This is a genomic window from Ruminococcus sp. AM42-11, from assembly GCF_003480145.1.
In the GTDB taxonomy this organism is placed as follows: Bacteria; Bacillota; Clostridia; order Lachnospirales; family Lachnospiraceae; genus Blautia_A; species Blautia_A faecis.
The window spans coordinates 1-25,853 of record NZ_QUIO01000029.1; the positions used below are offsets into that span (position 1 = coordinate 1).

The following is a 25,853-nucleotide window of genomic DNA, read 5'->3' on the forward strand; positions in this document are numbered from 1 at the left end:
TTGCGAGATGATTATTTATTTAATATTGAATATATTATTAGATCGATAGATATTTTGGTCAAAAAAGAAGTGATTATTGTTAAAGATGATGGAGTATTGTTGCTTAATGATAACTCGTACTTACCTAAAATAGAAATTACAGTATTTTTTAAATCTGTATTAGAAGAAAGCAAGAATTTTACAGATCGCCAGTTTTTAAAGGAGGTATTGGATAATGTTTAAGATTGAATTTTTGAGTTTGTATGATTTGAATGAAAACAAGTATACATATTCATTTTCAAAAGGATTGAATTATTTTGTCGGAAGCAATAGTACTGGAAAGACAGTTTTCTATAATTTTCTTGATTATATGTTTGGATCATCAGCCAAAATATCAAAGGAGCCTTGGTTTCATGGTACATTAAAAAAAGCAGAAATGGAGTTCGTATATGGCAATATAAAATATAAGGCTGTAAGAACACTTGATTCCAATAAGAATTTTTTTGGTTACGCTGACGACGTAAATTTAGAACCAGTAAATGAAGAATTATATAAGGAAAGATTAAATTCTGTATTTACATGTGATGAAGGAATGCTTAAAGAATTTAGAAAGTTTGTTGAAGAAGATATTTCGTATAGAACGTTTACGCTATTTAACTTTTTAGGAGAGACAAGACAAGGTATTCTTAATAATTTCTTTGATAAATGTGATCAAGTAAAATATTCAATAAAGCTTCCTGGTATTTTAAATTATATATTTAATAATCATTTGAGTGAGATCGCGGATATTAGGAAAAAATTAGAAAAATTGGAACAGGAAATAGGAGAACTGGAATGTAAGCAGAGTAAATTTGTATTTATTTGTAGTGGTGTTAATTCTAGATTGGCAAAATTAGATATAAATAAACGTTATGTGGGAAATAATGCTTCTGAAATTCGTAAAGAATTGATATCCATAAAAAATATGGAGAAAAAATCGGAGACACAGAAGGAAAATATAGCTGTTTTAGAAACTGTTTACAATAATTTGTCAGAACAAATAAGGGTATATGAAAATAGTAAGGAAGATTCAAGACAGTTAAAAAAGAAAAGTGAAAATCAAAAAGTTTTATTAGAAAGATTGAATAGTCTTGTGAAGGAAAACAGTCAATACAATTATCTAATTGAACCAATACGAAAACTAATAGGGGAATTGAATAGTACAATTTCTTTTAGTGAGTATCTTCAAAAAGATGAAACAATTGATATTTTAAAAAAGCAAATGTTGGCCACCAAAAAAGAAATTCGGGAGAATGATAGTAGGTTTACATGTTATTCTGTTGAACAGAAGACAAAATATATTAGTGTTATTGAAGAATTACTCGATGATGAAGTTGTTTTTAATGAAGATGATTTAAAAGATAAAAAGAAACAAAAACGTGAATTAAGGGAAAAACTTAAGCTTTTGCAAAATACTGACAATGAAACAAAGCTTTCAAATTTAGAGAAGATAATCACTGAGTTATATTCAACTGCAAATGATTGCTCAGAAGTTGTAAAGACAGATTATGAAAAAAAAGGTTTTGCTATTAAATATTACAAAAATGGAAATGTATTACAACCGTCAATAAGTGATGAAGGAGAATCAACAAATTACTATACTGGAAGTATGGCAAGACATACATTAATGCAGCTTTCAGCATATTTAGGTTTTCTAAAAATGCTTTTAGAAGAAAATAAATATCCAATTATACCATTTTTGGTAATAGACCATATTTCGAAGCCTTTTGACAAAGATAATAGTTTGGCAATAGGTAAAATATTTGAAAAGGCCTTTGAATATATTGGTAAAGATAACCTACAGGTTTTTTTGTTTGATGATGAAAAAAGTTGTGATTTGGGGTTAACTCCAGAAAATGAACAATCTATGACAGAAGAAGGGAAAACAGGGTTTAATCCATTTTATATACCATAATGGTTGCTTGATTTATGGAAGGAGAATGTGTTGGTCATTAACATTCGGATGAATGTTCAATTAATGCCTAAACGCTAGAAAAATATCTATTGTTTAAAGCAAAAATTCTTAGTAGTCTTTCACTTGCACCCCAAAAGGTTTCATAGTATCATATATCCTATAAAAAGATAATGATGCTATGAGCCTTTTTTTATTTAGGAGCGATATCTATGGGAAGATTTGTAAATCCAGACAACCGTGCTTTTCAGGCGGCTTTGAATTCGAAAATATATGTTGATAAGACTGGTTTGTTGGAATACACAAATAGTGTTTTGAACTCAACAAATGCGTACATTTGCAACAGCCGTCCGCGGAGATTTGGAAAGTCTATTACGGCAAATATGCTCACGGCATATTACAGTAAAGCATGTGACTCCAGTGAAATGTTTTCCAATCTGAAAATCAGCAAAAAACCAGATTTCATGGAGCATTTGAACAAGTACGACGTGATTCATTTTGATGTGCAATGGTGTATGATGGCGGCAGGAGACCCGGAAAATATTGTCTCGTATATTACCGAGCAGACAATTTAGGAATTGCGGGAATTTTATCCAGATGATCTTCCGAATGATATAAATTCATTACTTGAGGCTTTATCCAAAATTAATAATGCAACAGGAAATAAGTTTGTTGTAATTATTGATGAGTGAGATGTCCTGATAAGAGATGAGGCGCAGAAACAGCAAGTGCAGGACCGATATATTGATTTTCTCAGAGGAATGTTCAAGGGAACTGAGCCTACCAGATTCATAGCACTGGCTTTTTTGACAGGAATTCTACCGATTAAAAAATTGAAAACCCAGTCCGCGCTTAATAATTTTGATGAATTTACCATGTTGAGTTCAGGGGATTTTGCGTCTTATATCGGATTTACGGAAGCAGAGGTAAAGACGCTTGCCGAGAAATATAACCAGGATTATGAGAAAGTAAAAAAGTGGTATGACGGTTACTGGCTAAATGATTATCAAGTATATAATCCAAAAGCGGTTGTCAGTGTAATGCTGCGTGGAGAATTTAAAAGCTATTGGTCCGAAACTGCTTCATATGAAACGGTTGTGCCATTGATCAACATGGATTTCGATGGATTAAGATCTGCAATTATCGAAATGCTGTCAGGAGATTCCGTGAGTGTAGATGTAACTACGTTTCAGAACGATATGACTAGTTTTTCCTGTCGGGATGATGTAATTACGTGTTTAATTCATTTTGGGTATCTTGGTTATAATCAGATTTATAAAAAAGCTTTTGTACCTAACGAGGATATTCGTCAGGAGTTACTTAGGATTATGAGAAGAAAATAACGGGAGGAACCAACCATGGGACATTTCTATTTCATCCGGCACGGGCAGACCTTGTGGAATGTTGAGAACAAAATTTGCGGGGCTACAGACAGTCCGCTTACAGAATATGGACGCGAGCAGGCAAAGGAGACAGGACAAAAGATTCTTGCAGAGGGGATTAAGGCAGATGAAATCCTCTGCTCTCCGCTTAGCAGGGCAGCGGATACTGCCAGGTTGATTTCGGAAATGACAGGAATTCCATACAGGGTGGAACCAAGGCTGATTGAGCAGAATTTTGGAAAATGGGAGTCCACTCCCCGGGATGGGAAGGATTTCAAGAAAGCAAAGGAGTTTTTTGCATGCAGTCATGAAGGCGGAGAATCAACACTTCGGTTGGCACAGAGAATCTATAATCTTCTTGATGAAATAAAAGCAGAGTCCGATAAAAAGACCTATATTCTGGTTGCCCACAATGGAATCGCCAGAGTGGTACAGTCCTATTTTACGGATATGACAAATGAGGAATATGCTGCATTTGGAGTAAAAAACTGTGCTGTGGTTCGATATGATTTTAAATGATAAAAGAATATTCGGAATATGAATGGTTATTTTGAAACGGTAAGTAATCTTGAGGTAATTAAGCCGGAAAAGAAACGAATAACTCTGCGCCATTATCCTGATTAAAGAGGCAAACGAAGGAGAACAGGGAAAAGAGACTGGAGAAAAACTAAATGATAGTTAATAAGTGTTCGGAAATTTTATTAGCAAAATCAAAAAAACTATATGGGAACTACCGGGATAACTGTACAGTTGTCCAGAGAATGCTGGAAAAATATAAAAAGTTATATCCTAATATTTCTGATTATTCTATAATGCATTTTATCGATATTGCAGAATTTTGTGATATGATAATGGATAAGCAGAAACTGGAAAATCTGAATGAAGATGAGTGCTACTGTCTTTTGTCCGCAGCGCTATTTGCACATATTGGATTTGGCTTAAATCAGGAAATTATGAATAGATATGTGGACAAGCTTGGAATTCAGAAGCAGGCAGAAGAGCTTACGTTCTTTCAGGTTATGAGTAAATATCATGTTTTGTTCAGTGCATGCCTGTTGGAAGAATACGGCGATATATTTGAATTTCCATCAGATCTGCATAAATATGCCATAATCCGTATGCTTCACTTTATCGGTGAAAATGGTACAGCACCTGTTCAGTTAGAAGAAGCTTTGGTGTTGAACAATCAAAATGTTATCAGGCTGAAGGAACTGGCAGCTGTGTTAGCTGTTGGAAACCAGCTGGCAGAACTAAAAAATGCAAATATTGATTTGAGCTATGACAAGTTCGACAAATATAATTCCGAAGAAATCGTTGGATTTGTTGAAAGAAACGTGGTAAGAAGTATTAAGGTAAAAGATGGCAAGCTGGTGATAGAAGCAGGCGGTTCGGATTCGGCTTATACACTGATTGAGCGGAAGGTAAATTTAATTATTGATAATTTCGGGAAAATTGTCAGTAGTCTGTCTGACCGGTCAGACTACAGTTTGAATCTTTTTTCCATTGTTTCCATAGAGCTTCACCGCCTTCCGTCTTCGGAAACAGCTGAAAAAATCTATCTGAACAAAGAAATCGAAGAATCATGGACAGATAAGGACAGGGAACTGTTTCAGAAGCTTTCTCCTGAGGAAAGAGTGTTTTATGCCGATTATTTATCCACAGAATTCGAGACAACCAAATTCCTTATAGAGTTCGCGAAAACCAACAAAGCCGTACTGGAAGGATTAGAGTACAGAGTGAAATCACCGAAATCCTTGTACAATAAGCTTTATCAGAGAGTAGAGAAATCCTTCTTTGATTCGCTGGCGGATGTAGTCCGTTATACGATCATACTGGATCCGGAAGATTATGTAGAACAGATCCGTTCTGTTATAACGGCTTTGTCTGAGAAAAACTGGAAAATTTATGCATTAAAAAATTATTGGACTAATGACGGTTTTCCATACAATGGCGTGAATACCAAATTTAAAAATCCGCGCAACTACCGAATTGAAATCCAGTTTCATACAAAGGAAAGCTTTGATGTGAAAATGAGCAAGGAAGACCACGACTTGTATGAGCAGAGAAGAGTCCTTGAGCCTGGATGTGATGAGTATAACAGGATATTGCAGCTGCAGCTGAACTTATATTCTAATATGGAGTATCCAAAAAACATTGCACTTTTAGATAATATTTGAACAAATTAAGGAAAAGGGGAAGAAATATGTTTTCTTTAAAAGAAAAAGAAGTAAATACTGGACGCCAGAGAGAGCTTGACCTGGTAAAAGGCTTTCTGATGATCATGATTGTATTTATACATTCTTTTCAGACAATTGCAGGTGCAGCAGCGGCAGAGTCAAGTGTACATAAAATTATGTTTGCCCTGTTTATGCCTACCGGAGCCTGCTTATATCTGTTTACCATGGGTTTTGGAAGTGTTTTTACACGTCATTCCCAGCCAAAGGACATGGTCAGAAACGGTATAAAACTGTTGATTTACCAAGGCATAAGCAATTTGTGCTATGCGGCAGTCATGACGGTCAGTTACGCCATAAGAAATTCCATTACAGGGGAAGTGGCAGGCAGCAGGGAAGTATTTGAAGCAAGTCGGTATTCCATGCTTACATTTGTGAATATCTTTTTCATATCCGGTATGTGCTACCTTGTACTTGCTTTGTACAGGAAATTTAATGTAAAACTTGGCGGTTACATAATAAGTGCATTGATAGTGGGAATCGTAACACCTTTTACCAAACTGCTGGTTTCTGATAATCAGGCACTTAACTGGCTTCTGGATATGACCTTTGGGGGAAAAGGTGAGACAAGCTTCTGCTTTTTTCCATATCTGAGTTATGTATTTTTAGGATATGTTTTTGCAAAAGTAATCAGAAAAGTACCAGAGGATGAAAAAGGAGCTTTTTACAAAAAGAGCGGTCTGGTATGCGGAATCGTAGCGGCAGCCTGGTTTGTAATCTGCATCGTAATGCATCCGGGTGTTGACGGATTCTTTAATTATATGATCGAACAGTATCGAACTCCCGGACTTGTGAAAGTAGTGGGAACCTTCTGCAGCATTATCCTTGTATTTGCAGTGGCATTTTTTCTCATGCCGATTATAGAAAAATGGAAATTTGTTTACAATAAGCTGTGCTATTATTCCAGGCAGATATCCAAAATGTATGCAGTGCATATTGGAGTATATTGGACGATTGCTGGTTTTGCAGCTTTTTACGAATTTAGTGTAAGAGATTGTCTGATTTTGTCAGTCGTTGTGCTGATCGTAACAGATCTACTTGTGCAGGGATATCTGAAACTGACAGATAAGCTAAAAGGATAAAAATGGAACAATACTATTATAATCATATGAACAAACCCCAGCAGGCTACTTATCACAGCATTTTTGTCGGGGTGAAAAATCTATCGGATGAAATTCAGGTTCCGGCATTTTCCGGAGAGGAGCTTTACAATATTTTTTTCCAGATGAGGCTGGACCATCCGGAAATATTCTGGGTAACTAATTTTAAATATCGTTACTACAAAGATTCGCCGAACCTGATTTTCATACCGGAATATCTTTTTGAGAAAAACAAGATCCGGGAGCATCAGAAGGCTCTGACAGCCAGGGTAGAGAAGCTTGTCCGCCCGGCACAGAAGATGTCTGAGTGGGAAAAAGAGAAATATGTGCACGATTTTATCTGCGAAAATGTCCGTTATGACAAACTGAAAAAAGCATATTCCCATGAGATCATAGGTCCTCTTGGACAGAGCGTCGGGGTATGCGAGGGCATTGCGAAAGCGGTGAAGGTTCTTCTGGATGCGCTGGGAGTATGGTGTGTGATCGCAATTTGCGGTAACAATCCGGAAAAAGGAATCAAATACCGGCACACCTGGAATATTGTAAAGATAAATGGCACATATTATCATTTAGATGCCACTTTTGACAACAGCCTGGGAAAAGATCGCGAAAACAAGGAAATCCGCTATGACTATTTCAACCTGGATGATCAGCAGATCTTTCGCGATCATGAGCCCTTGATCGCGCCTGCGCCTCATTGCAATGATCATGATCATTTTTACTACAAAGAGAAGAAATTATCATTTACCAAACAGGAGGATGTATACAAGCGGTCTTTGCAGGCTGCTAAGAAAGGAAAGGTGCTTGTTTTTCACTGGCGGGGTGGATACCTGACAAAAGAAGTATTAAATGAGCTTCTTGACCTAATCCGCAAAGCAGGCATGGAAAAAGAGAAAAACGCAATGGTCAGCATAAACTGGCCTCAGGCAGTTCTTCGCGTCCAGTATGCTGACATACAGGTACAGGAGAGTGTTATGCTGGAGGAAGCGAATGAAGGGGAGAAGGATTGATGAAATGACCCAAGGAATTTTGTGCTGAAACTGTCCAGGTTACTGTTCAGAAAAAATTAAAACATTGTTGAAAGAATTCTATTGTTATATGATTTCGTAAGTGATATACTTAAACACAAGAAGAACCGTGTAAAATTATAGTTTACTTTTTGCGCGGTTTCTTATATATGCAGCGGTTAGTTTAAACTAACAAAAGACGGTTTGAAAGATTATAGCGAAAATATAATCAACAAGCTATAGAACTGTTACTATACCGCTGAAGAGAATTATTTTTGCTATATATATGAAAAATTTTCGATTATACAAGGAAGGAAAATGTAATGCTAATGAATATTTTTGAAGGTATACTGATTCCATTTGTTGGAACAACACTAGGTGCAGCATGTGTGTTTTTTATGAGAAAAACACTTAGCAAGTCAGTGCAACGTGCACTTGCAGGGTTTGCAGCAGGCATAATGGTTGCTGCTTCAATCTGGAGTCTTCTGATTCCGGCTATTAAACAATCTGAGAGTATGGGAAGATTATCATTTGTTCCGGCAGTTGTTGGGTTCTGGATTGGTATTTTGTTTTTACTAGCGCTCGATCATTTGATTCCACATCTTCATGTTGGAAGTGATCAGGCAGAGGGACCGAAAAGCAAGCTTGGCCGTACAACAATGATGGTGTTGGCTGTTACACTACACAACATCCCTGAAGGTATGGCAGTCGGTGTAATGTATGCAGGATTTCTTGCTGAAAATGCACAGATTACAGCAACAAGTGCACTCGTTTTATCACTTGGAATTGCCATTCAGAATTTTCCAGAAGGAGCGATTATATCCATGCCGCTTAGGGCAGAGGGCGAAAGCAAGGGAAAGGCATTTCTCGGAGGTGTACTTTCAGGAGTGGTTGAACCGATTGGAGCAGTACTGACGATTCTTGCTGCACAGCTGGTAATCCCGGCATTACCATATTTACTGAGCTTTGCAGCAGGAGCCATGTTATATGTTGTGGTTGAAGAACTAATTCCGGAAATGTCGCAGGGACAGCACTCGAATATTGGTACGCTTTTCTTTGCACTTGGATTTAGTTTGATGATGATCCTAGATGTGGCATTAGGGTAAGAGGCGAGAAATGATTCTTAGCGATTATGCTGGCAGTTACATTTGAAAGCAGTTTTGGAGATAAATTTATGTATCAACATGCTATGAAGGCACCAGATGAAATGAGGGAATTGCATAAGCAGTTTTATGCTTATATGAAAAGAATGAAGAAATGCGGATGCAAGGCGAAAAGGTACAGTGATTGGAGAAAAAAGCATGAAAAATGAAGAATATAAAAAATGTCAATTAAAGAATTTACAAAAGCAGCAGGAAGATATGAAAGTAGCCATGCTGGTATTTACGAAATGTGCAAGAAAGATTATCCGGATCCACAGGCATTTTTTGACAGTGTGAAGAGATGTCTTCGCCCAAATGGAAGGTTGGTTCTTAGAGATGTGAACAGTGACAACAAAGTATTGGTATGGCTAATGAATACATTGGAAATGCCGTTGGCAAATATATGCGGACATGGAGATGTCCAGGTGCCAACAAGAGATGTGGTCATAAAATGTTGCAAAAAAGCAGGATTAAAAGTAGAAAAATTTGAAATTCGTAAAGGTATGCGAATGCATTGTGTTGTGAGAAAAGCCTAAAGGAGACCAGCTATGAAATTTTATGAAAGTGGAGACAATCGTAAACCAGTGATTTTTTTATTTCCGGGTACCTGTTGCCTGTATAGCAGCTTTAACCATATACTGGATGGGTTACATTCTTATTTTTATACGGTAGCAGTTTCTTATGATGGATTTGATACAAATGAGAAAACAGAATTTTGTTCAATGGAAGATGAATGTGAAAAAATTGAGCAGGAAATCAGGAAAAAGTATGGTGGCAGAATTAAAGCAGCATATGGGTGTTCCCTTGGAGGAAGTTTTGTATCCCTTTTGATTCAGCGGAAAAGAATTCATATAGATCATGGCATCATTGGGAGTAGTGATATGGACGAAGCGGGTTCATTTATGGCAAGAATCCAGTCATCGATAGTTGTGCCGATTATGTATAGAATGGTTCACACAGGTAAATTACCTAAATTTATGCAAAAGAAAATAAATGAAGCAGATAAATCAAAGAAAGAACTGGTTGCTGGATTTTTAAATATGTTCGGTATTGACCAGGGAGGACAGGTGTGCCGGAAACAATGGTACAGACTTTGTATGCAAGAGCAAAAGAAACAAGAAAGAAAAATGCCAAAATAAATGACGAAATTGCAGTAGAACTTGTGAAAAAGCTTGATTATGACTTTTCCAAGGCAGATAAAGATAACGCCATGACTTATGGTGTGATTGCGAGAACAATTGTATTAGACCGGATGGTTGAGCAATATTTGGAGAAGCATGCAAATACAGTTGTTGTAAATATTGCATGTGGACTGGATACCAGATGTTATCGAATGGAAGGAAAATATCTGCGTTGGTATAATGTGGATCTGCCGGAAGCGATGAAGATAAGGAAACAGTTTCTTACAGAAACAGGTCCGGTGTATCAGATTACAAAGTCTGCAATGGATGATTCCTACGTGGATGATATCGATTATCACGGAGAAAATGTTTTGGTGATAATCGAAGGACTTACTATGTATTTGTATGAGAAGGACATCAAAAAAATGTTTTCTATTATTGAAAAATCATTTCAGGAAGTAACCGTAATGGTCGAAACCATGTCACCTTTTGTTGTAAAACATGTGAAAGAAAAATCCATAGAGGGAAGCAATGCAAAATTCACATGGGGAGTTAAGAATGGAAAAGAGCTGCAAAGAATCATATCGGAATTTTCTGTTCAGCAGGAAGTCAGTCTGGTCGAAGGGATGAAAGAACTTATGCCGATTTATCATGTGATAGGTAAAATTCCAACTGTTCGAAATATCTCGAACAAAATAATAGTTATGGAAAAACATGGATGATATTATACGAGCAGGAGATGATACAGATGAAGAAAAGACATTTTGATGTGGGAACAGATGGATTTTATGCTGCATACTGGAAATGTAAATCAGATTCAGACTGTGCAATGATTGCCATGATCGGAGATGATTCAGAGGATTATCTAGCGCGTACATCTGTGAAATGGTTACATAAACTCGGTGTGAATGTGATGACAATGTCACCTGGAAAAAAGGATTATGGACATCATAATTATCCGCTGGAGCGTATAGAAAAAGCAATTGATTGGTTAAAAGCACATGGTAATCAGAAGATAGGAATTGTCGGGGCATCTACTACAGGAACACTTGCTTTAACTGCAGCTTCTTATTTTGAAGATATTACATTGACGATTGGTCTGACACCGAGTGATTTTATCTGGCAGGGATTTATGCAGGGCAAAAAAGATGGATGTAAAGAATGGCCGATTGAGGGAGAATCTCTTTTTTCTTACAAAGGAGAACCGCTTCCGTATATGCCATTTTGTTACAAACATCCGGATTACTGGCATGTGATTGAGAAAGAAACAAAGCGAACAGGTGATATGATTAATTCGAGAAAACTGTTTGATGATTCGGAAAAGGCTCACACAATCACAGAAGACGAGATGATCAAGATTGAAAAAATCAATGGAATATTATTGCTGATTGGTGCTGAAGATGATGTGTTATGGGATACAGCAAAATATATCCGCCGTATGAAGCAGCGTATGAAAGAACATCCACACACATGCAGGTTGGAGTATGTTATTTATGAGCATGGAACCCATTTCGTTTTTCCAGAGAGTATGTTAAAGACGATGTTGCCAGTTGGTTCTGGAGTTTTCATGAAACTGGCATTTCAGGCAGCAAGAAAACATCCGAAAGAATGCCGTAGTACGCGTCTGGATATCGATCAGCGGGTGAGAAATGCTGTTGCAGAATGGAAGAGTAGAAAAAGAGACGGATAAAAAATAAAAAATGTACAGAAGGTGAAAATATGGTTTTTAAAACAACAGGAAACAAATCAGAACCAGTTGTTCTTTTCTTTCATGCAATGGGAGTGACTGGGGAAAGCAGCATGCCGGTTGCTGACAAATTGGCGGGAAAATTCTATTGTATTATGCCAACCTCAACAGTGTATTGCTCCGGACAGAGGTACTGCAGCAAAAGTGATGAGGTACAGCAAGTGGTACGATTTCTGGAGAAACAAGAAATCAAAGAGATAGAACTTGTAGTGGCATCTTCTATCGGTGCAGATCTTGCCATGGCATTTGTGACGAATGCCAAAATACCGGTTAAGCATATATTTTTTGATGGCGGACAGTTTGCACAGATTGGAAAGGTGACACGCAGGATTATGGTTCCATTCTTAAGTCCAGACTTGATAAGAATGGAGAATTAAAATCATCAGATTCTTTTTCAAGCATTGAATTATATGGTACATCAGCTTGCAAAAAAGCAGGATTAAAAGTAGAAAAATTTGAAATTCGTAAAGGTATGCGAATGCATTGTGTTGTGAGAAAACCTATGGGAAAGGCGATAGGAAATGAAAGATAAGTATCTTAGGGAAACACGAATGGTTGATTTTTCTAATCCGGCAATTCAAAAACTTATTCAAAATATGAAATGGAAGGAAATGGGTGAATTTGAAAGGATTAAGGCAATCTACAACTATGTAAGAGATGTTGTTTTATTTGGATATAATATTGATGACGGAATTTCAGCTTCAAAAGTACTTGCAGATGGTTATGGACAATGTAATACAAAAGGAACTTTATTTATGGCACTTTTACGTGCCTGCAATATTCCATGCAGAGTACATGGTTTTACGATTGATAAAAGATTGCAGAAAGGGGCTATGACAGGGTTTGTTTACCGTAATGCTCCAAAAAGTATTTTCCATAGCTGGGTAGAAATTAATTTCGAAAATCAGTGGTACGAACTGGAAGCTTTCATTTTGGATAAAACCTACATAAAGAAGTTACAGGAACAAAATTCGGAATGTACAGGTGCATTTTGCGGTTATGGAGTAGCAGTCAAGGATTTCAGAAATCTCATTATTGAGTTTGATAGGAACAATACTTATATTCAGAGCGAGGGAATCAATCAGGATTTTGGTGTTTATGATTGTCCAGATGAACTGTTGAAGGAACATCATCAAGAAATTTCAGCCTTTAAAGCATTTGCTTATAGACATATTGGAAGACACCTCATGAATCGTAATGTCAGGAAGATTAGAGAACGATAGTTTTAAGCTTTTAGAATTAAAATTAAATTTGGAGGGCAATATGGCAGACAAAATACAAAATGCTTATGAAACATCAAAAAATATATATGACGATGTTCTTACTCAAGGGAATATTTTCAGTAAACTGTATATTAAGTTATTTTGGAGTGGCACTGATGATAATGATATAGCACGAAAAGTTTTAGCATATGTTCCTGATGACTTTTCAGGAAATCTTCTTGATGTTCCGGTTGGAACTGCTGTATTTACGGAAAACAAATGGAGTTCCTTGAAAAATGCACATATTACTTGCCTTGATTACAGCATAGATATGCTTGACCAAGCCAGAAAAAGACTTGGTAGTCATGCACATATCAAATGTATTCAGCGGAAAAGATACTGGCAGCGCCTCCCGTAATCATCAGGGGTAACTTTCATCTTCTCACCCCCTTTCCGTGGGGAGTGAGCAGGATGATCCTGTCCGTTGTCAGGGGCCTATGCTGGCCCTGGTCTGCTGACCGCCTCCTTTTCCATCTGATTTTTTGCCGGAAATGACAATCCGCGAAAATCGACAAAAATCGCCCGGCAGGTCGTAAACCTACCGGGCGACGATTTGAAGCGTTTTGTTGTTTTGAAGATTCCATAAAGATTTGAAAAATGGACGGACATAAAAGACGTCCATTACACTATCGGAAAATCAGCAAGGAAGTTTCATAGTAACCTTTGCGCCGCTGGTTTCTTTTGAATTTTCTAAAATAAGCTGACCATTATGTTGTTCCATAATCGAATTTGTAATATATAGACCCATACCAAAGTGTAACTTTGAATTGCGGCTTTGATCGCCCATATAGAACCGTTCTTGTGCGTGGCATAATGCCTCTTTAGAAAACCCCGTTCCCTCGTCTGTGACTGAAATTTCCACGAAACCGTTGTTACTCTGAACATCCACATAAAGCGTTCCGCCTTGCGGGGAGTAGTCCAGCCCATTACTGATAACATTCATAATAGCACGTTCTATCAGCACCCTATCAAATTTCAGCATTTGAGGGAGTGAAACAGTATTCATTTGCAGCCGGATTTCTTTTGTCCGGCATAGTGATTCCATATAACCGAACAAGTGCTGCATGAACGCTGGCAAGTCTATACTTTCAATATGGAGCTGATAACCAACCGCCGCCCGTGATATATCAATCAGGGTTTGAATATATGACTGCATCTGGCCGGAGCTTTCCACGACGTAACCAGCGTATAATCGTTGCTCATCATCAAGATTTGTTTCTGTGAGTAAATCAGCATTTCCTTGAATAACCGTCAGAGGCGTTTTCAAATCATGGGCAAGCGCGGCGATTTGCTCTTTCTGTGTCTGTTCGGTTTTCCATTGCCGTTCTAACGAAATTTTCAGATTATCTTTCATATCTGAAAAAGATGCAAGGACATCTTCAAACTCTTTGATTTTGGCGTGTCCTACTTCAAAATCAAGGTTTTGCTTTGAAACCTCCGCAGTTGCTTCAAAAAGCGGGGTCAGTTGTGTACGCAGGTTCTTAGCAAATCTGGCGGTCAGTATGATAATGACCAGCAGCGAATTTACAGCCATCAGGATAAACGCAAGCGTGTCAGGAGATGGAAAATATTCCGGTAGCCATGACACTGTAAATTGAGAACCAATATAATAGCTTAAAACGCAAAATTCGTTTTCCCGGACAACAAGTGCAAACTGCCTCCCCGTAGCATATTCAATATATTCTCCCTTTGCGTACAGCAGGGCAATTTCTTTTTCATCATCGTCCATATTGCTGTAAAGCTCATTAAAGTTCTTGTCCAGAATTAAGTAGCCGCATCCCTGTGGAATCACAACCTTTGTAATATCCGGGGCAATCGTCAGCGTTGGAATGATCTCTTTTACCTGCAATTCACTTAGATTTGCTCTTGTAGCTAATCCAGCATTTACAGCAAGTCCCTCCAAACCAGAAGGGACAATAATTGCCGCTACCAGCATGACAATGAGGGAGATAGCAAACTGGCGAAACAATATTTTCAATGTAGGTTTCTTTTTCACTCCCATTTATATCCTATCCCCCATACGGTGCTGATCGGACTTATTTTGAAATGCTCCAATTTCGCACGAATATTTTTTATATGCGTTGAGATCGTAGAGTTATCGCCTATTCCATCAAACCCGAAAACGGCTTCATAGATTTGTTCTTTTGTAAAAACCTGTCCCCGGTTTTTCGCAAGGTATTCACAGATTGAATACTCGCTTTTGGTAAGGGGAACCGGCTGTTCTGAAACATACAGTACCTTTGCGGAAAGGTCAAATCTTATATCAGGCTCAAATGAAAGTATGCTGTGATGCTCCCTTTTTTCTCTGCGTAAATGTGCCGCGACACGGGCGCGAAGCTCCTGAATACGAAAAGGTTTCGTAATATAATCATCCGCACCGATGCCCAATCCAAACAATATATCTTCCTCTAATGTCTTTGCGGTCAGAAAGAGAATCGGGCAGTCTACCATATTCCTGATCTGTTTGCAAAACTCAAACCCGTCTGTGCCAGGCATCATCACATCCAAAAGAATGAGGTCATAGAAATGCAGCTTTTTGATGTCTACATCATCCGCATTTTGACAGACTGTTATCAAATATCCATCTTTCCCCAAACTGTTCTTAATCAATTCCAAGATAGAAACTTCATCGTCAACTACAAGTAAGTGGGTCAAAAAATCACCTCCCGCCCCATTATACCACATTGTCGAGGTTACTCATCATTATTTTTAATGTCAGCTTTCCGATATTCATTGTTGATATTTACAGCTACGGCATTGCTTATATCCACATCCACAATACTGTAAACGTAGCCGAAACTGAAATCTTCCCCCGCCACATTTTTGAAGCGTTTCGATACCTGCCCGATTTCTTCTTGCAGTTCTGACATTTCAAGACATTCATCCGTTATGGTATATGTCAGGCCGTTATATGAAATTTCATCATAGTTTGCGGCGTTCAGCTCATAATACGGCAGAGATTCATTTAACGCCTTATTTTTATCGGCGGTATCGCGGAGCGCACCGCAGGCCGATAAGCATATAAGACTTACAAGCACAATTACCACGGCAAACAGGCACTTTTTATTCACTGTTTTTACCTCCCTCCCAACCATGAAACCAAACCAAACTGGCAATCAGCAGACAAACAGTGTAGCATACAGAAATAATCATACCGCTGAAAAAATCGGTTTTTACCTGTGCATACAGTTGGGGGCTATCCCATGCAAGCACAGTGTAATCCATAGCACGAACGCCCCAGGCCCAGGGAATATATTTCCATGTAGCGTCACCAAGCCCTGTTATCATAAGGGCAGCTATTAAACTCCCTGCAATTCCCAATCCCATAGATGCACCTTTTCCGAAGCTCATTCCCACAAACAAATGAATCAGGTAAATGGGAAGCATGGTAATCAACAATAGAATCCCTGCTTTCAGGTAAAGGCTTGCCGGAGCATCCCTATATAGTGCAGCGAATGTTCCTAACGCTAAAAATGTTGCGCCAAAAGCACAGATCATCAGAAAACCAAGTTTACCAATATACGTTGCCATGCGAGATGGGATTGTTCCCAACAAAAGCTGATAATGCCCGGCCTGATTTTCGATCTGAACAACCAGGCCCACAATAATGCCGATCAGAAACGGGAACGCAACGGCCAGCACTTCCAGATAGGCACTGATTTTGGTTGCCAGTTCCCATCTGGATATATGATAGTAACCCGCAAAAATCGCCGCACATATAATCGGAATCATGCTGTGCATATAGAGCAAAATGCTATGTTTACACTTCTGATATTCTGCTTTCCAGCAGCGAACCACAGATACCATAGTTACCCCACCTCCTTTTTCTCAAACCATCTTGCAGTTAAAAATGACAGCGCCGCAAACCAGGCCAGCGAAATGACCAATACAAGTATAATCATCCAAAATGCCATTGCCGTACTCTGATCTGCAACCGGCTCACCATTAGGCAAAATACCTAACACGGAAATCATAAGATGCGGCACCCAGCTATACGGGCAGATCATCCACAAAGAGGTTGTAGCCGTGAAAATCCCTAAAACGCTTCCAAGTCCGGCATTAAGAATAACCGTGACAAAGATACCAACTTTTTTTGATAACCATAAGCACAGCGGAACTTCCCATAGGCTTGCAATGACAATACAAGCTGTTCCGGCCGCAGCCTGCCAAATTCCGATTGTCAGGGGAATTTCGTTGATAACTAATATTGCAAAACCGCCCAACAGATTTAGCGCCAGGAAAATGAAATTCCCCACACAGGAGTAAATACCGGCCACTCCAATTTTTGCTTTCCAGACTTTGTTTTGCGAAACAGGCAATGAAGCAACGGCACGATATTTTAGTTTGCCATTATCCCGCTGTTCAATCAAGGCACAGGTGAGCGTAAGGAATCCAGGATAAAGCAGGATATACCACCAATTATAAGAATTGAGCTGGAACCAAAGAGGGGCAAAAAAGTTCATAAGCGCAGTTACAAACGGGGCCAGAACAATCAGCGTTTTTGTGAAAGTTCTCTTATGCTTTAGGTTCTCTGCCTGAATATATGCCATCTCCATTTAATATCCCTCCTTACCATTCTGCGAATAACATCCATAAAGAGTTGTTCCAAATCTTCACCGGCGCGAAGCTCTCCCTCATATCCAAGGATGCCGCCAGCAATGATACCCACATGATCTGCAATCTGCTGGACTTCTGACAGAATATGGCTGGACAAAATAACTGTAATCCCTTTGCAGGGAAAAGAGCGAATTAACTCTCGAAGTTCCTCAATCCCTAAAGGGTCAAGGCCGTTAGTCGGTTCATCCAGAATCAAAAGCTGGGGACTGTTCAGCAATGCAATAGCAATACCAAGCCGCTGCTTCATACCAAGAGAAAACTGCCCGGCCCGTTTCTTGCCGGTATTCGTGAGTTGGACAATTTGCAATACCTCGTTAATTCGTGCATCGTCCAGGCCGAGCAATGTAGTTCTGACTTTGAGATTTTCGTATGCAGTCAGATTTTCGTAAAGCGGGGGCATCTCAATCAAAGCACCGATATGCTCCAGATCATTCCGCTTCCACGGGTGGCCGTCAAACTCGATGCTTCCCGATGTGGGGCGTAAAATGCCGGTGAGCATTTTTAAGATCGTGGATTTGCCAGCCCCATTCGGCCCCAGCAGACCATAAACCGAGTTGCGCCGGATGTTCAGTGACACATTGTTTACCGCCATTTGCCCCTTGAAATTTTTGCAGAGGTCAGTCGTTTTCAAAATCATATCCATATAATCAAGTCCTTTCTTTGATTTTACGGATAGCATACCGGGCAATTTTGAAGATTTCATAAAGATTCCCGAAAACAGAATATGAACAATACACCGTAACCGTGGAGCATATCGCAACAAAGCACCAACCTACGCATTTAGGGCCTTAAAAAGCCTATATTTCAAGGTCTTTCCCGCATAGTCGGCGGGGTATGTGAGTGTTTTATCCTATCCCCGCCATAGTGCCGCTCTAAATGCGTAGAATTTACCAGCAGAAAATCGCCGGTTTCTCTGGCTCCATACTCCCAGATATGGTATCATGGAAAAAATCAATCTGACGGGGTATCAGGATGGACGGACAAGAAAAGCTGCTGGACTATGAAACAATCAAAGCCGCCGTTGCCGGTGAGAAGTGGGCCACAGAAAAGGTGCTGGCCCACTATGCGGACTACATCGACGAGCTTTCCACGGTGGAGATCAGGCAGCCGGGCGGCAAAGTTAAAAAAGTCATTGACGAGGATATGCGGCAGCACATTTCCTTAAAGCTGCTGGAAGCGTTGCCGAGCTTCCCGCTGGAACAAGAATAACGATCAAGAGGGCTGCACCCTCTTACGCCGCTTTGCGGCTATCACCTGCACACCCCCGAAACAGATACACCCGCTGCGCGTCTGTACCTGTTTCGGGGGCTAATAATGACTGTAACCTACGCCTTTCGGGCTGATAACCGCCAGTTTCAAGGCTTCTCCCGCACGTTTGCAGAGGTGGGCGAATACTTTATCCTATCCCCGTCAATACTGAGTCCTAAATGCGTAGGAACAGGCAAAAAGAAAAGACGCCGGACGCAAGCGTCCACATATCCCCGTCCATACCCGGCATGGCTGCGGTGATCTTGCCTATCGTCCTGCGTCGGTCTGCGTTGTGGTACATACAGATCAAATTTTCTTCTTCCACGGTAAAGTGCATCATTCCTCATACCTCCAATTCATTTTTCTTGGTTCTGGCCGCCGCCTTTTTCGGGCTGGTGGCCTGTTTGCTGTCGGCAAGTTGCTTGCGGATAGATGGCCGGGGCTTGCGAATACTCACATCACGGCGCTCATCTTTGTTAATCATGGCATATACCCCGTAGCGGACATATGAAAACAATGTTGAATCGAATGTTTTCTAAATTCCAAACTTGCAGGAACCGTATTTGGCGGAGGTGCAGATGCTGTTGGCGCAATACAGGGCAATCCGGCATTAAAAGAGGCTTATGAGATGGGAAAAAAGTTTAAGGGGATGTATATGCAGAAGTGCGGCTTGAGGGACGGATCACTGGTCCCGGTAACTGCATTGCTTGCGCAGGGATTAACGGATTCTTCTTTAAAATATCATCTTCAAAATGCAAAAAATCATGGTGTGACACAAAAAGAGATTGCGGCAGTGATCACACATGCCGCATTCTATGCAGGTTGGCCAAAAGCATGGGCTGTTTTCAATCTTGCAAAGGAAGTGTGGGAAACAGGCGAAGGAGATTTGCCATACGAAGAGGAAGGGATGCGTGCGCATGCAAAAGAGATGGTATTTCCAATCGGTGTATCAAATGATGGCTTTGCACAGTATTTTTCCGGCAGAAGTTTTCTTGCACCGATTTCTACTTCTCAGGTTGGAATTTTCAATGTGACATTCGAACCTGGATGCAGAAATAACTGGCATATCCATCATGCAAAAAGTGGAGGTGGACAGATTCTGGTATGCGTTGCCGGAAGAGGATATTATCAAGAAGAAGGCAAAGAAGCTGTAGAAATGAAGCCAGGCGACTGCATCAATATTCCGGCAGAAGTGAAACACTGGCATGGCGCCGCACCAGATGAATGGTTTAGCCATCTTGCAATAGAGGTTCCGGGCGAAAATGGTTCTAATGAATGGCTTGAACCAGTAAGTGATGAAGAATATGGGAAATTATAATAGGAAGGTGAATGAAATGTTTGATAGAAATATTGAATTGAATAATGGAGTAAAAATTCCACAGCTTGGTCTTGGAACCTGGTTTATTGATGATGATAAGGTTGCTGACGCTGTAAAAGCAGCGGTAGAGATTGGATATAGACATATTGATACTGCACAGGCATATGGTAATGAGCGTGGCGTGGGCAAAGGTTAATCAGTGAGAAGACAGATATGTAGAGGGAAATCGAGCAGCATGGAAAGCTCTTGAGGATGTAACGGACGAATTGAAAGAATAGAATCAGATGGCGTGGATACAAGCTATGAACAACATTTACAATCGGGCGGAAGAGATTGTGATTCATGAGTTGGTTCTGTAATAAAAAGTAAAATAAGCAAGACTGGATGTTATTTATACATTATGTGAATTGGAACCAGTTCGGAAACGGGCTGGTTTCTTTATCGGCAAAATTGCCGCTAAAACTTATAACAAGGTTTTGCTTAAAAATGAGCAAAAAAGTGGAATGTTTCAGAGCGCAGCGTCAGAAATTATTGTGCACAGGGACGTGTACCAGGTGCATTTCTTACCGGTAAGACTTGGAATATTCTGAAATGCAGAAAAACCGGAGCGCTCAAACAAAAAGAAAGAGCAGCCAGTTACTTTGCTGGATATTCTGCAGGAGCAGAAAGCAAGTAAGTATTCTGGCGGCATTTACCATAAAACACAGATTGATTTAACATACAACTCCAATCATATTGAGGGCAGCCGTCTGACCTATGATCAGACCAGATACATCTTTGAAACCAACACCATAGGCGTAGAAAACGAAGTGCTGAATGTGGATGATGTGATTGAAACAGCAAATCACTTCCATTGCATTGATATGATTATTGATAATGCAAAAGCGGCTTTAACAGAAAAGTTTATTAAAGAACTACATTTGATTCTGAAAAATGGAACCAGTGATTCCAGAAAAGATTGGTTTGTTGTTGGTGATTACAAGAAATTGCCGAACGAAGTTGGCGGAATGGAAACAGCACTTCCAGAAGAAGTTGCCGATAAAATGAAAGCTCTGTTGACTGAGTACAACGGAAAAGAAGAAAAGACTTTTGAGGATATTTTGGATTTTCATGTGAAGTTTGAACAGATCCATCCATTCCAGGACGGCAACGGTCGTGTAGGACGTCTGATTATGTTTAAAGAATGTTTGAAATACAATATTGTGCCGTTTATTATCGAAGATAATCTGAAAATGTTCTATTATCGTGGACTGAAAGAATGGAACAATGAAAAAGGTTATCTGACAGATACCTGTCTGACCGCACAGGATAAATATAAAGCATATTTGGATTATTTTAGAATTGTTTATTAAAAGCGATTTCTATAAGTCCTTTTCAAAGTGTCATCTCACACTTTGGTTTGAGGAAAATCATTAGATGAGAGGTACAGCAATGACTGGTGAAAAATTTACATTAATGCAGTATTCGGTTCACGCAATTCTTGGACTGATTGATGCAGAAGATTTTGTTATTCCTGAAATTCAGCGTCCATTTGTATGGAAGCGCAGTCAGGTTAGAGATTTAATAGATTCTTTATATAATGGCTATCCTACTGGCTACATTATTACTTGGAAGAATCCAGATGTAAAAACTAAAGATGGCGGTAAAGCGAATGGTAAAAAAGTGCTGATAGATGGTCAGCAACGAGTAACCGCTTTAATGGCCGCTATATCTGGGAGAGAAGTTCTGGATGATGATTTTAATATTTATTCGGAAAATTTATCACTGTAACGAAGCTGCATATCTTCCCAATCCATGAACAATACATAAAATACTTTTCCGTATTGCTGGCTTTCTACGATTCTTCCATGATCAAGCACGGAAAGATAAGCTCCGTCAGCTTTTCGAAGATGAAAGTGAATATAGTCATTGTCATTGCCTGTGTCAATCTGTTCCCAGATGCTTGTTTCAATCTGTTGCTGTTCATCTTGTCGGATCAGATTGCGGAACCTTTTTTGAGTAAGCCTGAATAGTTCATCCATGCTCTTATAACCAGCCATATGAAGAAATTCGTGGTTTGCATAAAAGAGCTCATCATCTTCTTTGTCTGCCCTGTATATGATAAATGCACCTGGAAGGTGTTCAGAGATATCCTTCAGTGCAAATCCAAGCTGTTTGCGGACTCCTGACTGGAGCCCCTTTCTGTAAGCCATACATCCGTTTTTTCCATGCAGTTTTATTTCATAAAGAGCTGCATCTGCACAGCGCATAAGCTGTGAAGGGCTGGCTGCAAATGTTGGATATTCTGCATATCCGAGAGATATGTAAAATGCAACTTTTTTACCGTGATATGAAAACGTTTTTGGAAGCTTAGTGAATTGCTGCAGCTGTTTATCTGCTTCCTTAAAGGTACAATGTGGTAAAAGAATGCAGAATTCGTCACCACCATTTCTTCCAAGCAATGCATCGGATGGGAAAAAAGCTTTCATACTGTCTGCCAGACTCTTTAATGCTTTGTCTCCGTAACTATGGCCATAGATATCATTGATAAACTTAAAGTCATCAATATCAAGGAGCGCAGCCACAAAATGTGTTTGTGGATTTTTAGAAATTATTTTTTCTGCTAATTCATCAAATCCATAGCGATTATAAATATTTGTAAGAGAATCTGTGCGCGCCAGTATTTTATATTTGTTCTTGTGTTCTTTTGCTACCAGCCATACCCTGGTAAGCACTGACAGAAGAAGGCTTATAGTAAGAAACATACCACTGATAATTATCAGTAGTGTGTTATTTCTCCATCCGGTTTTAGGAGTTACCTCAAGCTTCCAGGTTCCATCTCCTACTGTAAAAGCGTAAGAAACCGGATGATCTATTTGACCATCTGACTGATAAACCACTTTATAAGTATCACTCCAGGGAGTGTCTGTTTTTAAAATTTTGTATTCATATCCAAAATTTGAAAGTGCAATGACTGCATCTGAAAAAATATCCGGAACACGCAGGATAACAATGGTAAATCCCCAGAAATACTCTTGTCCGCTTTTATCCTTCAGGTAGACTGGATTGCGGACTGCAATTCCATAACCGCCCTGTTTTAATTCGAAGGGCCCCTGCGTAATGGTTGCATGGTTATCTCTTGCATAACAGGAAATCTCTTTACGGTCTTTATCATGGAGCAGATCAATCTTACCTGCCTCATTTCCTTCAGCCGGATAAATATCTGTTACAACACCATTAGGAGCGAGCTGCACGCTTTCAATAGAATCAGACATAAGATTCCCGGCAATCGTGTCAAACTGATGGATTTCGCCATTTTCACTGATTAAGGTCTGTTCCAAAGCATTTGTAATTTCAATTCCATCTGCAATTTCATTCTTTATGCGTTCACCATAGGTGGTTGCGTTTAATTGTGCCAATATGTGTCTCTGATTTTTTTCATGGGTGTCTGTTTTGTATACAATAAACCAAAAAGGCATATGCCCAGTAAAAAAATAATAAGAGGCACAAGTGTTTTTTTCTTCACTTGGTTCACCTCATTTTATTCATTGGAGTTTTTATAATAAAGCATTATATCATAGAAGTTGAAAAACGGAATAAGTTAAAAAAAAATGACAGTATAATGACAATATGTTTTTGGGCGTTAAAACGGCGTTAAAACGGTAATGTTTTTCTTGTGTACAGTAGAGTACTATAGTATAATAAAACCAGTTTTTTGCATAAGTTTAAAAGCTATAATAAGGAAATCGGCAAACCAGATGAAAGTCTGGGACGCAAAGCTACAGGGCCTTTAAAATGGCAGCCAGTTGCATAAAATGAGGTGCACTGTCTGTCTGACAGTGTTTTTTTACGGTGTTATTTCATAGACGTAACAATAATGACTTTATCAGGAAAGAATAAGGAAAATAAAAGTATGAAAAAGGTAAAACGTTGTCTGACAGCAGTGGTGTCAGGTGTACTTGTAGCAACTGCTGTCTTGTCTGGATGTGGACAGTCAAAGAAAGAAGTATCTAAAATGATGATCATCTTACCGTTTATCTGTGGGAAAATCGTTTGCTGAAAAATATTGCACCCTATATCCATAAACAATTCCCAGATCAGGATATTGAATTTATTATTGGTAACAATGATACCGATTTATACAGTTATTTTAAAGAACATGATGAATTACCGGATATCATAACAGTACGTCGATTCTCCGGAACAGATGCACAGGACTTACAGCCTTATCTTATGGATTTTGCTTCTTATGATGTTGTTTCCAAGTATTATTCTTATGCGTTGCAATATTATAAGAATGCGGAGGATGAAATCCAGTGGCTGCCAATCTGTGGTATTCCGCAGACGATCATTGCCAACAAAACACTGTTTGATCAGTATGAAATTAAGATTCCGGAAAATTATAAGGAATATGTACAGGCATGTCAGCAGTTTTATGATAATGGCATAAAACCGTATTCCATGGATCTTGGGGAAGACTGGTCTAATAATGAAATCATCCAGGCGGCGGCAATCGGTGAGTTTACAAGCCTGGATGGTATTGAATGGCGAAACGGTGCAGAGACTGCAGCGGATGAAGTGAAGTTTGATGATACATTATGGAAACGTATTTTTTCAGAAACCAGTCAGTTTCTTAAGGACTCGCACTTTGGTAAAGAAGATATCAATATTGACGTCGATACAGGAATCCAGATGTTTGTCGAGGGAAAATCAGCAATGTTTCATGGACATCCGACGGTTATGCAGCAGCTGCAGAAACAGATGGATGCGGAGCTGATCCGTATTCCTTACTTTTCACAGGCATCGGATGAATCCTACGTGTACATGACTCCATCCTTAAACATTGCATTTAACAAAAACCTGGAAAAAGACCGGGAGAAACTGGATACCGCACTGGATGTGCTGGATTGTATGATTTCAGAAGAGGGGCAAAAGCTGATTGCGGATGGAAGCGGTGTTATTTCATTGAATACAGATGTTCCAACTATGATGCAGGATGTGCCTGGACTGGAAGAGGAAATTAATCATAATGCTGTTTATATCCGGTATTCCGCTCAAAAATCATTTGATGCAGGTCTTGAGGCTGTTCACGGATTACTGTCAGGGGAAATGGATGAAACACAGGCTTATGATACTTTTCGCAGTGTGATGAATCGTAAAGATCCAGAAGAAAAAGCAACGGTGAATTTTGAAAATGAATATTCCATTTCACTGAACGATAGAAATGGCCGTGATGCAGCATCTTCCATTTTAACTACGATCAGAGAAGAAAATGATGCACAGCTTGCTCTGGCACCATATTATTATTTCACTTCTTCTATGTACAAAGGAGAATGCACCAATAGCCGGGTTGGCATGATGACAGCGAAGAGTTCAGATACAGCATTATATGTTGCAAAAATCAATGGTAAACAGGTTTATGAACTCGTGGAAAATTATCTTGCTGATGCTGATGAGAATTTTTATGTAACCAATAAATACGAATTACCAATTGCATCCGGTATGAAAATGATCGTCAATCAAGCGGAAAGCGGATTTTTGTTAAAGGACTTGACAGTTAATGATAAGAAAATAGACAAAGAAAAGGAATACTCTATTCTTCTTACAGACACCACAATGTCTGTTTTGAAAAAAATAAATCCGAAATGTGAGATTGAGCAGCTTAAAGATACAACATTATCAAGTGCATGGATCGAAGCAATGTCAAAAGGACAGCAGCCGTCAGCACCGGAAGACTATATAGAGGTTGAACAGTAAAAGTGGAGA

Annotated in this window: 30 protein-coding genes, 3 pseudogenes and 1 riboswitch; of the genes and pseudogenes, 24 read left to right on the forward strand and 9 right to left on the reverse strand. The window is 39.2% G+C overall.

What is annotated here, in order from left to right; all coding sequences use genetic code 11:
• From DW904_RS23265 to DW904_RS15825, 16 genes are all read left to right on the forward strand, one after another.
• The coding region (locus DW904_RS23265) for a hypothetical protein (protein ID WP_207664921.1) at positions 1 to 222 on the forward strand (222 nt) is incomplete at its 5' end.
• Entirely contained in the window at positions 215 to 1,933 is a 1,719-nt protein-coding gene (locus tag DW904_RS15750; RefSeq protein ID WP_118582545.1) for a hypothetical protein, read from the forward strand. The genes DW904_RS23265 and DW904_RS15750, both read left to right, overlap by 8 nt.
• A gap of 209 nt (positions 1,934 to 2,142) precedes the next feature.
• On the forward strand, positions 2,143 to 2,505 hold the full coding sequence (locus DW904_RS25795) for an AAA family ATPase (RefSeq protein WP_330382700.1): 363 nt from the start codon (positions 2,143 to 2,145) through the stop codon (positions 2,503 to 2,505).
• Between the two features lie 126 nt (positions 2,506 to 2,631).
• Positions 2,632 to 3,273 (forward strand): AAA family ATPase, encoded by a 642-nt coding sequence (locus DW904_RS25800; RefSeq protein WP_330382710.1) that lies wholly within the window; start codon positions 2,632 to 2,634, stop codon positions 3,271 to 3,273.
• A 15-nt stretch (positions 3,274 to 3,288) separates the two neighbouring features.
• Positions 3,289 to 3,831, forward strand: a complete 543-nt coding sequence (locus DW904_RS15760) for a histidine phosphatase family protein (RefSeq protein WP_118582548.1) — start codon at positions 3,289 to 3,291, stop codon at positions 3,829 to 3,831.
• Positions 3,832 to 3,983: 152 nt separating this feature from the next.
• A complete protein-coding gene (locus DW904_RS15765; RefSeq protein ID WP_118582551.1) occupies positions 3,984 to 5,489 on the forward strand; it encodes a hypothetical protein in 1,506 nt (501 codons plus the stop codon).
• A gap of 26 nt (positions 5,490 to 5,515) precedes the next feature.
• Entirely contained in the window at positions 5,516 to 6,628 is a 1,113-nt protein-coding gene (locus DW904_RS15770) for a heparan-alpha-glucosaminide N-acetyltransferase domain-containing protein (RefSeq protein WP_118582554.1), read from the forward strand.
• Between the two features lie 2 nt (positions 6,629 to 6,630).
• Positions 6,631 to 7,656, forward strand: coding sequence for a transglutaminase domain-containing protein (locus DW904_RS15775; RefSeq protein ID WP_118582557.1), 1,026 nt, complete (start codon positions 6,631 to 6,633; stop codon positions 7,654 to 7,656).
• 320 nt (positions 7,657 to 7,976) lie between these two features.
• Entirely contained in the window at positions 7,977 to 8,759 is a 783-nt protein-coding gene (locus tag DW904_RS15780) for a ZIP family metal transporter (protein WP_118582560.1), read from the forward strand.
• A gap of 218 nt (positions 8,760 to 8,977) precedes the next feature.
• On the forward strand, positions 8,978 to 9,331 hold the full coding sequence (locus tag DW904_RS15790; protein WP_243110443.1) for a class I SAM-dependent methyltransferase: 354 nt from the start codon (positions 8,978 to 8,980) through the stop codon (positions 9,329 to 9,331).
• Between the two features lie 12 nt (positions 9,332 to 9,343).
• Positions 9,344 to 9,934 (forward strand): alpha/beta hydrolase, encoded by a 591-nt coding sequence (locus tag DW904_RS15795; RefSeq protein ID WP_243110444.1) that lies wholly within the window; start codon positions 9,344 to 9,346, stop codon positions 9,932 to 9,934.
• A complete protein-coding gene (locus tag DW904_RS15800; RefSeq protein ID WP_118582563.1) occupies positions 9,865 to 10,638 on the forward strand; it encodes a class I SAM-dependent methyltransferase in 774 nt (257 codons plus the stop codon). The genes DW904_RS15795 and DW904_RS15800 overlap by 70 nt, the downstream gene beginning before the upstream one ends.
• A gap of 26 nt (positions 10,639 to 10,664) precedes the next feature.
• A complete protein-coding gene (locus DW904_RS15805) occupies positions 10,665 to 11,606 on the forward strand; it encodes an acyl-CoA thioester hydrolase/BAAT C-terminal domain-containing protein (RefSeq protein WP_118050720.1) in 942 nt (313 codons plus the stop codon).
• A gap of 29 nt (positions 11,607 to 11,635) precedes the next feature.
• Entirely contained in the window at positions 11,636 to 12,040 is a 405-nt protein-coding gene (locus DW904_RS15810; protein WP_207664922.1) for a hypothetical protein, read from the forward strand.
• 144 nt (positions 12,041 to 12,184) lie between these two features.
• The gene (locus tag DW904_RS15820) at positions 12,185 to 12,886 is read left to right on the forward strand and encodes a transglutaminase family protein (protein ID WP_118582566.1); all 702 of its coding nucleotides are present in this window, start codon (positions 12,185 to 12,187) and stop codon (positions 12,884 to 12,886) included.
• 40 nt (positions 12,887 to 12,926) lie between these two features.
• A complete protein-coding gene (locus DW904_RS15825; RefSeq protein WP_207664924.1) occupies positions 12,927 to 13,283 on the forward strand; it encodes a hypothetical protein in 357 nt (118 codons plus the stop codon).
• A 279-nt stretch (positions 13,284 to 13,562) separates the two neighbouring features.
• Here DW904_RS15825 and DW904_RS15830 read toward each other — a convergent pair whose 3' ends face one another.
• Genes DW904_RS15830 through DW904_RS15855 form a run of 6 tightly spaced genes read right to left on the reverse strand, consistent with a single transcriptional unit; the run spans position 13,563 to position 18,185 of the window.
• Positions 13,563 to 14,927, reverse strand: coding sequence for a HAMP domain-containing sensor histidine kinase (locus DW904_RS15830; RefSeq protein WP_118582569.1), 1,365 nt, complete (start codon positions 14,925 to 14,927; stop codon positions 13,563 to 13,565).
• Positions 14,918 to 15,580: a response regulator transcription factor gene (locus tag DW904_RS15835; RefSeq protein WP_173716263.1), complete on the reverse strand. Its 663-nt coding sequence runs from the start codon at positions 15,578 to 15,580 to the stop codon at positions 14,918 to 14,920. The genes DW904_RS15830 and DW904_RS15835 overlap by 10 nt, the downstream gene beginning before the upstream one ends.
• Before the next feature lie 38 nt (positions 15,581 to 15,618).
• Complete coding sequence (locus DW904_RS15840) at positions 15,619 to 15,996, reverse strand: NisI/SpaI family lantibiotic immunity lipoprotein (RefSeq protein WP_025580194.1); 378 nt, start codon at positions 15,994 to 15,996, stop codon at positions 15,619 to 15,621.
• Positions 15,989 to 16,732 carry a lantibiotic immunity ABC transporter MutG family permease subunit gene (locus tag DW904_RS15845; RefSeq protein ID WP_118509081.1) on the reverse strand — a complete coding sequence of 248 codons (744 nt, stop codon included), beginning with the start codon at positions 16,730 to 16,732 and terminating at the stop codon, positions 15,989 to 15,991. The genes DW904_RS15840 and DW904_RS15845 overlap by 8 nt, the downstream gene beginning before the upstream one ends.
• A 2-nt stretch (positions 16,733 to 16,734) precedes the next feature.
• On the reverse strand, positions 16,735 to 17,481 hold the full coding sequence (locus tag DW904_RS15850; RefSeq protein WP_008705323.1) for a lantibiotic immunity ABC transporter MutE/EpiE family permease subunit: 747 nt from the start codon (positions 17,479 to 17,481) through the stop codon (positions 16,735 to 16,737).
• A complete protein-coding gene (locus tag DW904_RS15855) occupies positions 17,448 to 18,185 on the reverse strand; it encodes a lantibiotic protection ABC transporter ATP-binding protein (RefSeq protein WP_118582613.1) in 738 nt (245 codons plus the stop codon). The genes DW904_RS15850 and DW904_RS15855 overlap by 34 nt, the downstream gene beginning before the upstream one ends.
• Positions 18,186 to 18,514: 329 nt before the next feature.
• Between DW904_RS15855 and DW904_RS15860 the strand changes: the two genes are divergently transcribed.
• Positions 18,515 to 18,751, forward strand: a complete 237-nt coding sequence (locus DW904_RS15860) for a helix-turn-helix domain-containing protein (RefSeq protein ID WP_118064609.1) — start codon at positions 18,515 to 18,517, stop codon at positions 18,749 to 18,751.
• 253 nt (positions 18,752 to 19,004) lie between these two features.
• Here DW904_RS15860 and DW904_RS15865 read toward each other — a convergent pair.
• Positions 19,005 to 19,127: pseudogene (locus DW904_RS15865) on the reverse strand (transposon-transfer assisting family protein); the annotation flags it as partial.
• 6 nt (positions 19,128 to 19,133) lie between these two features.
• Complete coding sequence (locus DW904_RS23010; RefSeq protein ID WP_021651320.1) at positions 19,134 to 19,274, reverse strand: hypothetical protein; 141 nt, start codon at positions 19,272 to 19,274, stop codon at positions 19,134 to 19,136.
• Between the two features lie 144 nt (positions 19,275 to 19,418).
• On the opposite strand from DW904_RS23010, the gene DW904_RS15870 reads away from it, so the two are divergent.
• The 5 genes and pseudogenes from DW904_RS15870 (at position 19,419) to DW904_RS15890 (ending at position 21,878) form a co-directional block, all read left to right on the forward strand.
• The gene (locus tag DW904_RS15870) at positions 19,419 to 20,108 is read left to right on the forward strand and encodes a carboxymuconolactone decarboxylase family protein (RefSeq protein ID WP_237926064.1); all 690 of its coding nucleotides are present in this window, start codon (positions 19,419 to 19,421) and stop codon (positions 20,106 to 20,108) included.
• A gap of 16 nt (positions 20,109 to 20,124) precedes the next feature.
• The gene (locus tag DW904_RS15875) at positions 20,125 to 20,304 is read left to right on the forward strand and encodes an aldo/keto reductase (protein ID WP_330382701.1); all 180 of its coding nucleotides are present in this window, start codon (positions 20,125 to 20,127) and stop codon (positions 20,302 to 20,304) included.
• Between the two features lie 52 nt (positions 20,305 to 20,356).
• A pseudogene (locus tag DW904_RS15880) lies at positions 20,357 to 20,467 on the forward strand (TnpV protein); the annotation flags it as partial.
• Between the two features lie 227 nt (positions 20,468 to 20,694).
• Positions 20,695 to 21,460 (forward strand): annotated as a pseudogene (locus tag DW904_RS15885) (Fic family protein).
• Positions 21,461 to 21,524: 64 nt separating this feature from the next.
• Positions 21,525 to 21,878: a DUF262 domain-containing protein gene (locus DW904_RS15890; RefSeq protein ID WP_243110445.1), complete on the forward strand. Its 354-nt coding sequence runs from the start codon at positions 21,525 to 21,527 to the stop codon at positions 21,876 to 21,878.
• Here DW904_RS15890 and DW904_RS15895 read toward each other — a convergent pair.
• Positions 21,854 to 23,506 carry a sensor domain-containing diguanylate cyclase gene (locus tag DW904_RS15895; RefSeq protein WP_243110446.1) on the reverse strand — a complete coding sequence of 551 codons (1,653 nt, stop codon included), beginning with the start codon at positions 23,504 to 23,506 and terminating at the stop codon, positions 21,854 to 21,856. The genes DW904_RS15890 and DW904_RS15895 overlap by 25 nt on opposite strands.
• Before the next feature lie 319 nt (positions 23,507 to 23,825).
• Positions 23,826 to 23,901, forward strand: a riboswitch (cyclic di-GMP riboswitch).
• A gap of 99 nt (positions 23,902 to 24,000) precedes the next feature.
• Between DW904_RS15895 and DW904_RS24115 the strand changes: the two genes are divergently transcribed.
• Together DW904_RS24115 and DW904_RS15900 are read left to right on the forward strand one after the other, a co-directional pair.
• The gene (locus tag DW904_RS24115; RefSeq protein ID WP_243110447.1) at positions 24,001 to 24,147 is read left to right on the forward strand and encodes a hypothetical protein; all 147 of its coding nucleotides are present in this window, start codon (positions 24,001 to 24,003) and stop codon (positions 24,145 to 24,147) included.
• Positions 24,141 to 25,844, forward strand: a complete 1,704-nt coding sequence (locus DW904_RS15900) for an ABC transporter substrate-binding protein (RefSeq protein ID WP_243110448.1) — start codon at positions 24,141 to 24,143, stop codon at positions 25,842 to 25,844. The genes DW904_RS24115 and DW904_RS15900 overlap by 7 nt, the downstream gene beginning before the upstream one ends.
• The last annotated feature ends 9 nt before the right edge of the window (positions 25,845 to 25,853 follow it).

Coding starts and splice junctions, on each gene's coding strand:
- DW904_RS15750 (WP_118582545.1), top strand. CDS start 215: ATGTTTAAGATTGAATTTTTGAGTTTGTATGATTTGAATGAAAACAAG.
- DW904_RS25795 (WP_330382700.1), top strand. CDS start 2,143: ATGGGAAGATTTGTAAATCCAGACAACCGTGCTTTTCAGGCGGCTTTG.
- DW904_RS15760 (WP_118582548.1), top strand. CDS start 3,289: ATGGGACATTTCTATTTCATCCGGCACGGGCAGACCTTGTGGAATGTT.
- DW904_RS15765 (WP_118582551.1), top strand. CDS start 3,984: ATGATAGTTAATAAGTGTTCGGAAATTTTATTAGCAAAATCAAAAAAA.
- DW904_RS15770 (WP_118582554.1), top strand. CDS start 5,516: ATGTTTTCTTTAAAAGAAAAAGAAGTAAATACTGGACGCCAGAGAGAG.
- DW904_RS15775 (WP_118582557.1), top strand. CDS start 6,631: ATGGAACAATACTATTATAATCATATGAACAAACCCCAGCAGGCTACT.
- DW904_RS15780 (WP_118582560.1), top strand. CDS start 7,977: ATGCTAATGAATATTTTTGAAGGTATACTGATTCCATTTGTTGGAACA.
- DW904_RS15790 (WP_243110443.1), top strand. CDS start 8,978: ATGTCAATTAAAGAATTTACAAAAGCAGCAGGAAGATATGAAAGTAGC.
- DW904_RS15795 (WP_243110444.1), top strand. CDS start 9,344: ATGAAATTTTATGAAAGTGGAGACAATCGTAAACCAGTGATTTTTTTA.
- DW904_RS15805 (WP_118050720.1), top strand. CDS start 10,665: ATGAAGAAAAGACATTTTGATGTGGGAACAGATGGATTTTATGCTGCA.
- DW904_RS15810 (WP_207664922.1), top strand. CDS start 11,636: ATGGTTTTTAAAACAACAGGAAACAAATCAGAACCAGTTGTTCTTTTC.
- DW904_RS15820 (WP_118582566.1), top strand. CDS start 12,185: ATGAAAGATAAGTATCTTAGGGAAACACGAATGGTTGATTTTTCTAAT.
- DW904_RS15825 (WP_207664924.1), top strand. CDS start 12,927: ATGGCAGACAAAATACAAAATGCTTATGAAACATCAAAAAATATATAT.
- DW904_RS15830 (WP_118582569.1), bottom strand. CDS start 14,927: ATGGGAGTGAAAAAGAAACCTACATTGAAAATATTGTTTCGCCAGTTT.
- DW904_RS15845 (WP_118509081.1), bottom strand. CDS start 16,732: ATGGTATCTGTGGTTCGCTGCTGGAAAGCAGAATATCAGAAGTGTAAA.
- DW904_RS15850 (WP_008705323.1), bottom strand. CDS start 17,481: ATGGAGATGGCATATATTCAGGCAGAGAACCTAAAGCATAAGAGAACT.
- DW904_RS15855 (WP_118582613.1), bottom strand. CDS start 18,185: ATGGATATGATTTTGAAAACGACTGACCTCTGCAAAAATTTCAAGGGG.
- DW904_RS15860 (WP_118064609.1), top strand. CDS start 18,515: ATGGACGGACAAGAAAAGCTGCTGGACTATGAAACAATCAAAGCCGCC.
- DW904_RS23010 (WP_021651320.1), bottom strand. CDS start 19,274: ATGATTAACAAAGATGAGCGCCGTGATGTGAGTATTCGCAAGCCCCGG.
- DW904_RS15870 (WP_237926064.1), top strand. CDS start 19,419: ATGGGAAAAAAGTTTAAGGGGATGTATATGCAGAAGTGCGGCTTGAGG.
- DW904_RS15875 (WP_330382701.1), top strand. CDS start 20,125: ATGTTTGATAGAAATATTGAATTGAATAATGGAGTAAAAATTCCACAG.
- DW904_RS15890 (WP_243110445.1), top strand. CDS start 21,525: ATGAGAGGTACAGCAATGACTGGTGAAAAATTTACATTAATGCAGTAT.
- DW904_RS24115 (WP_243110447.1), top strand. CDS start 24,001: ATGAAAAAGGTAAAACGTTGTCTGACAGCAGTGGTGTCAGGTGTACTT.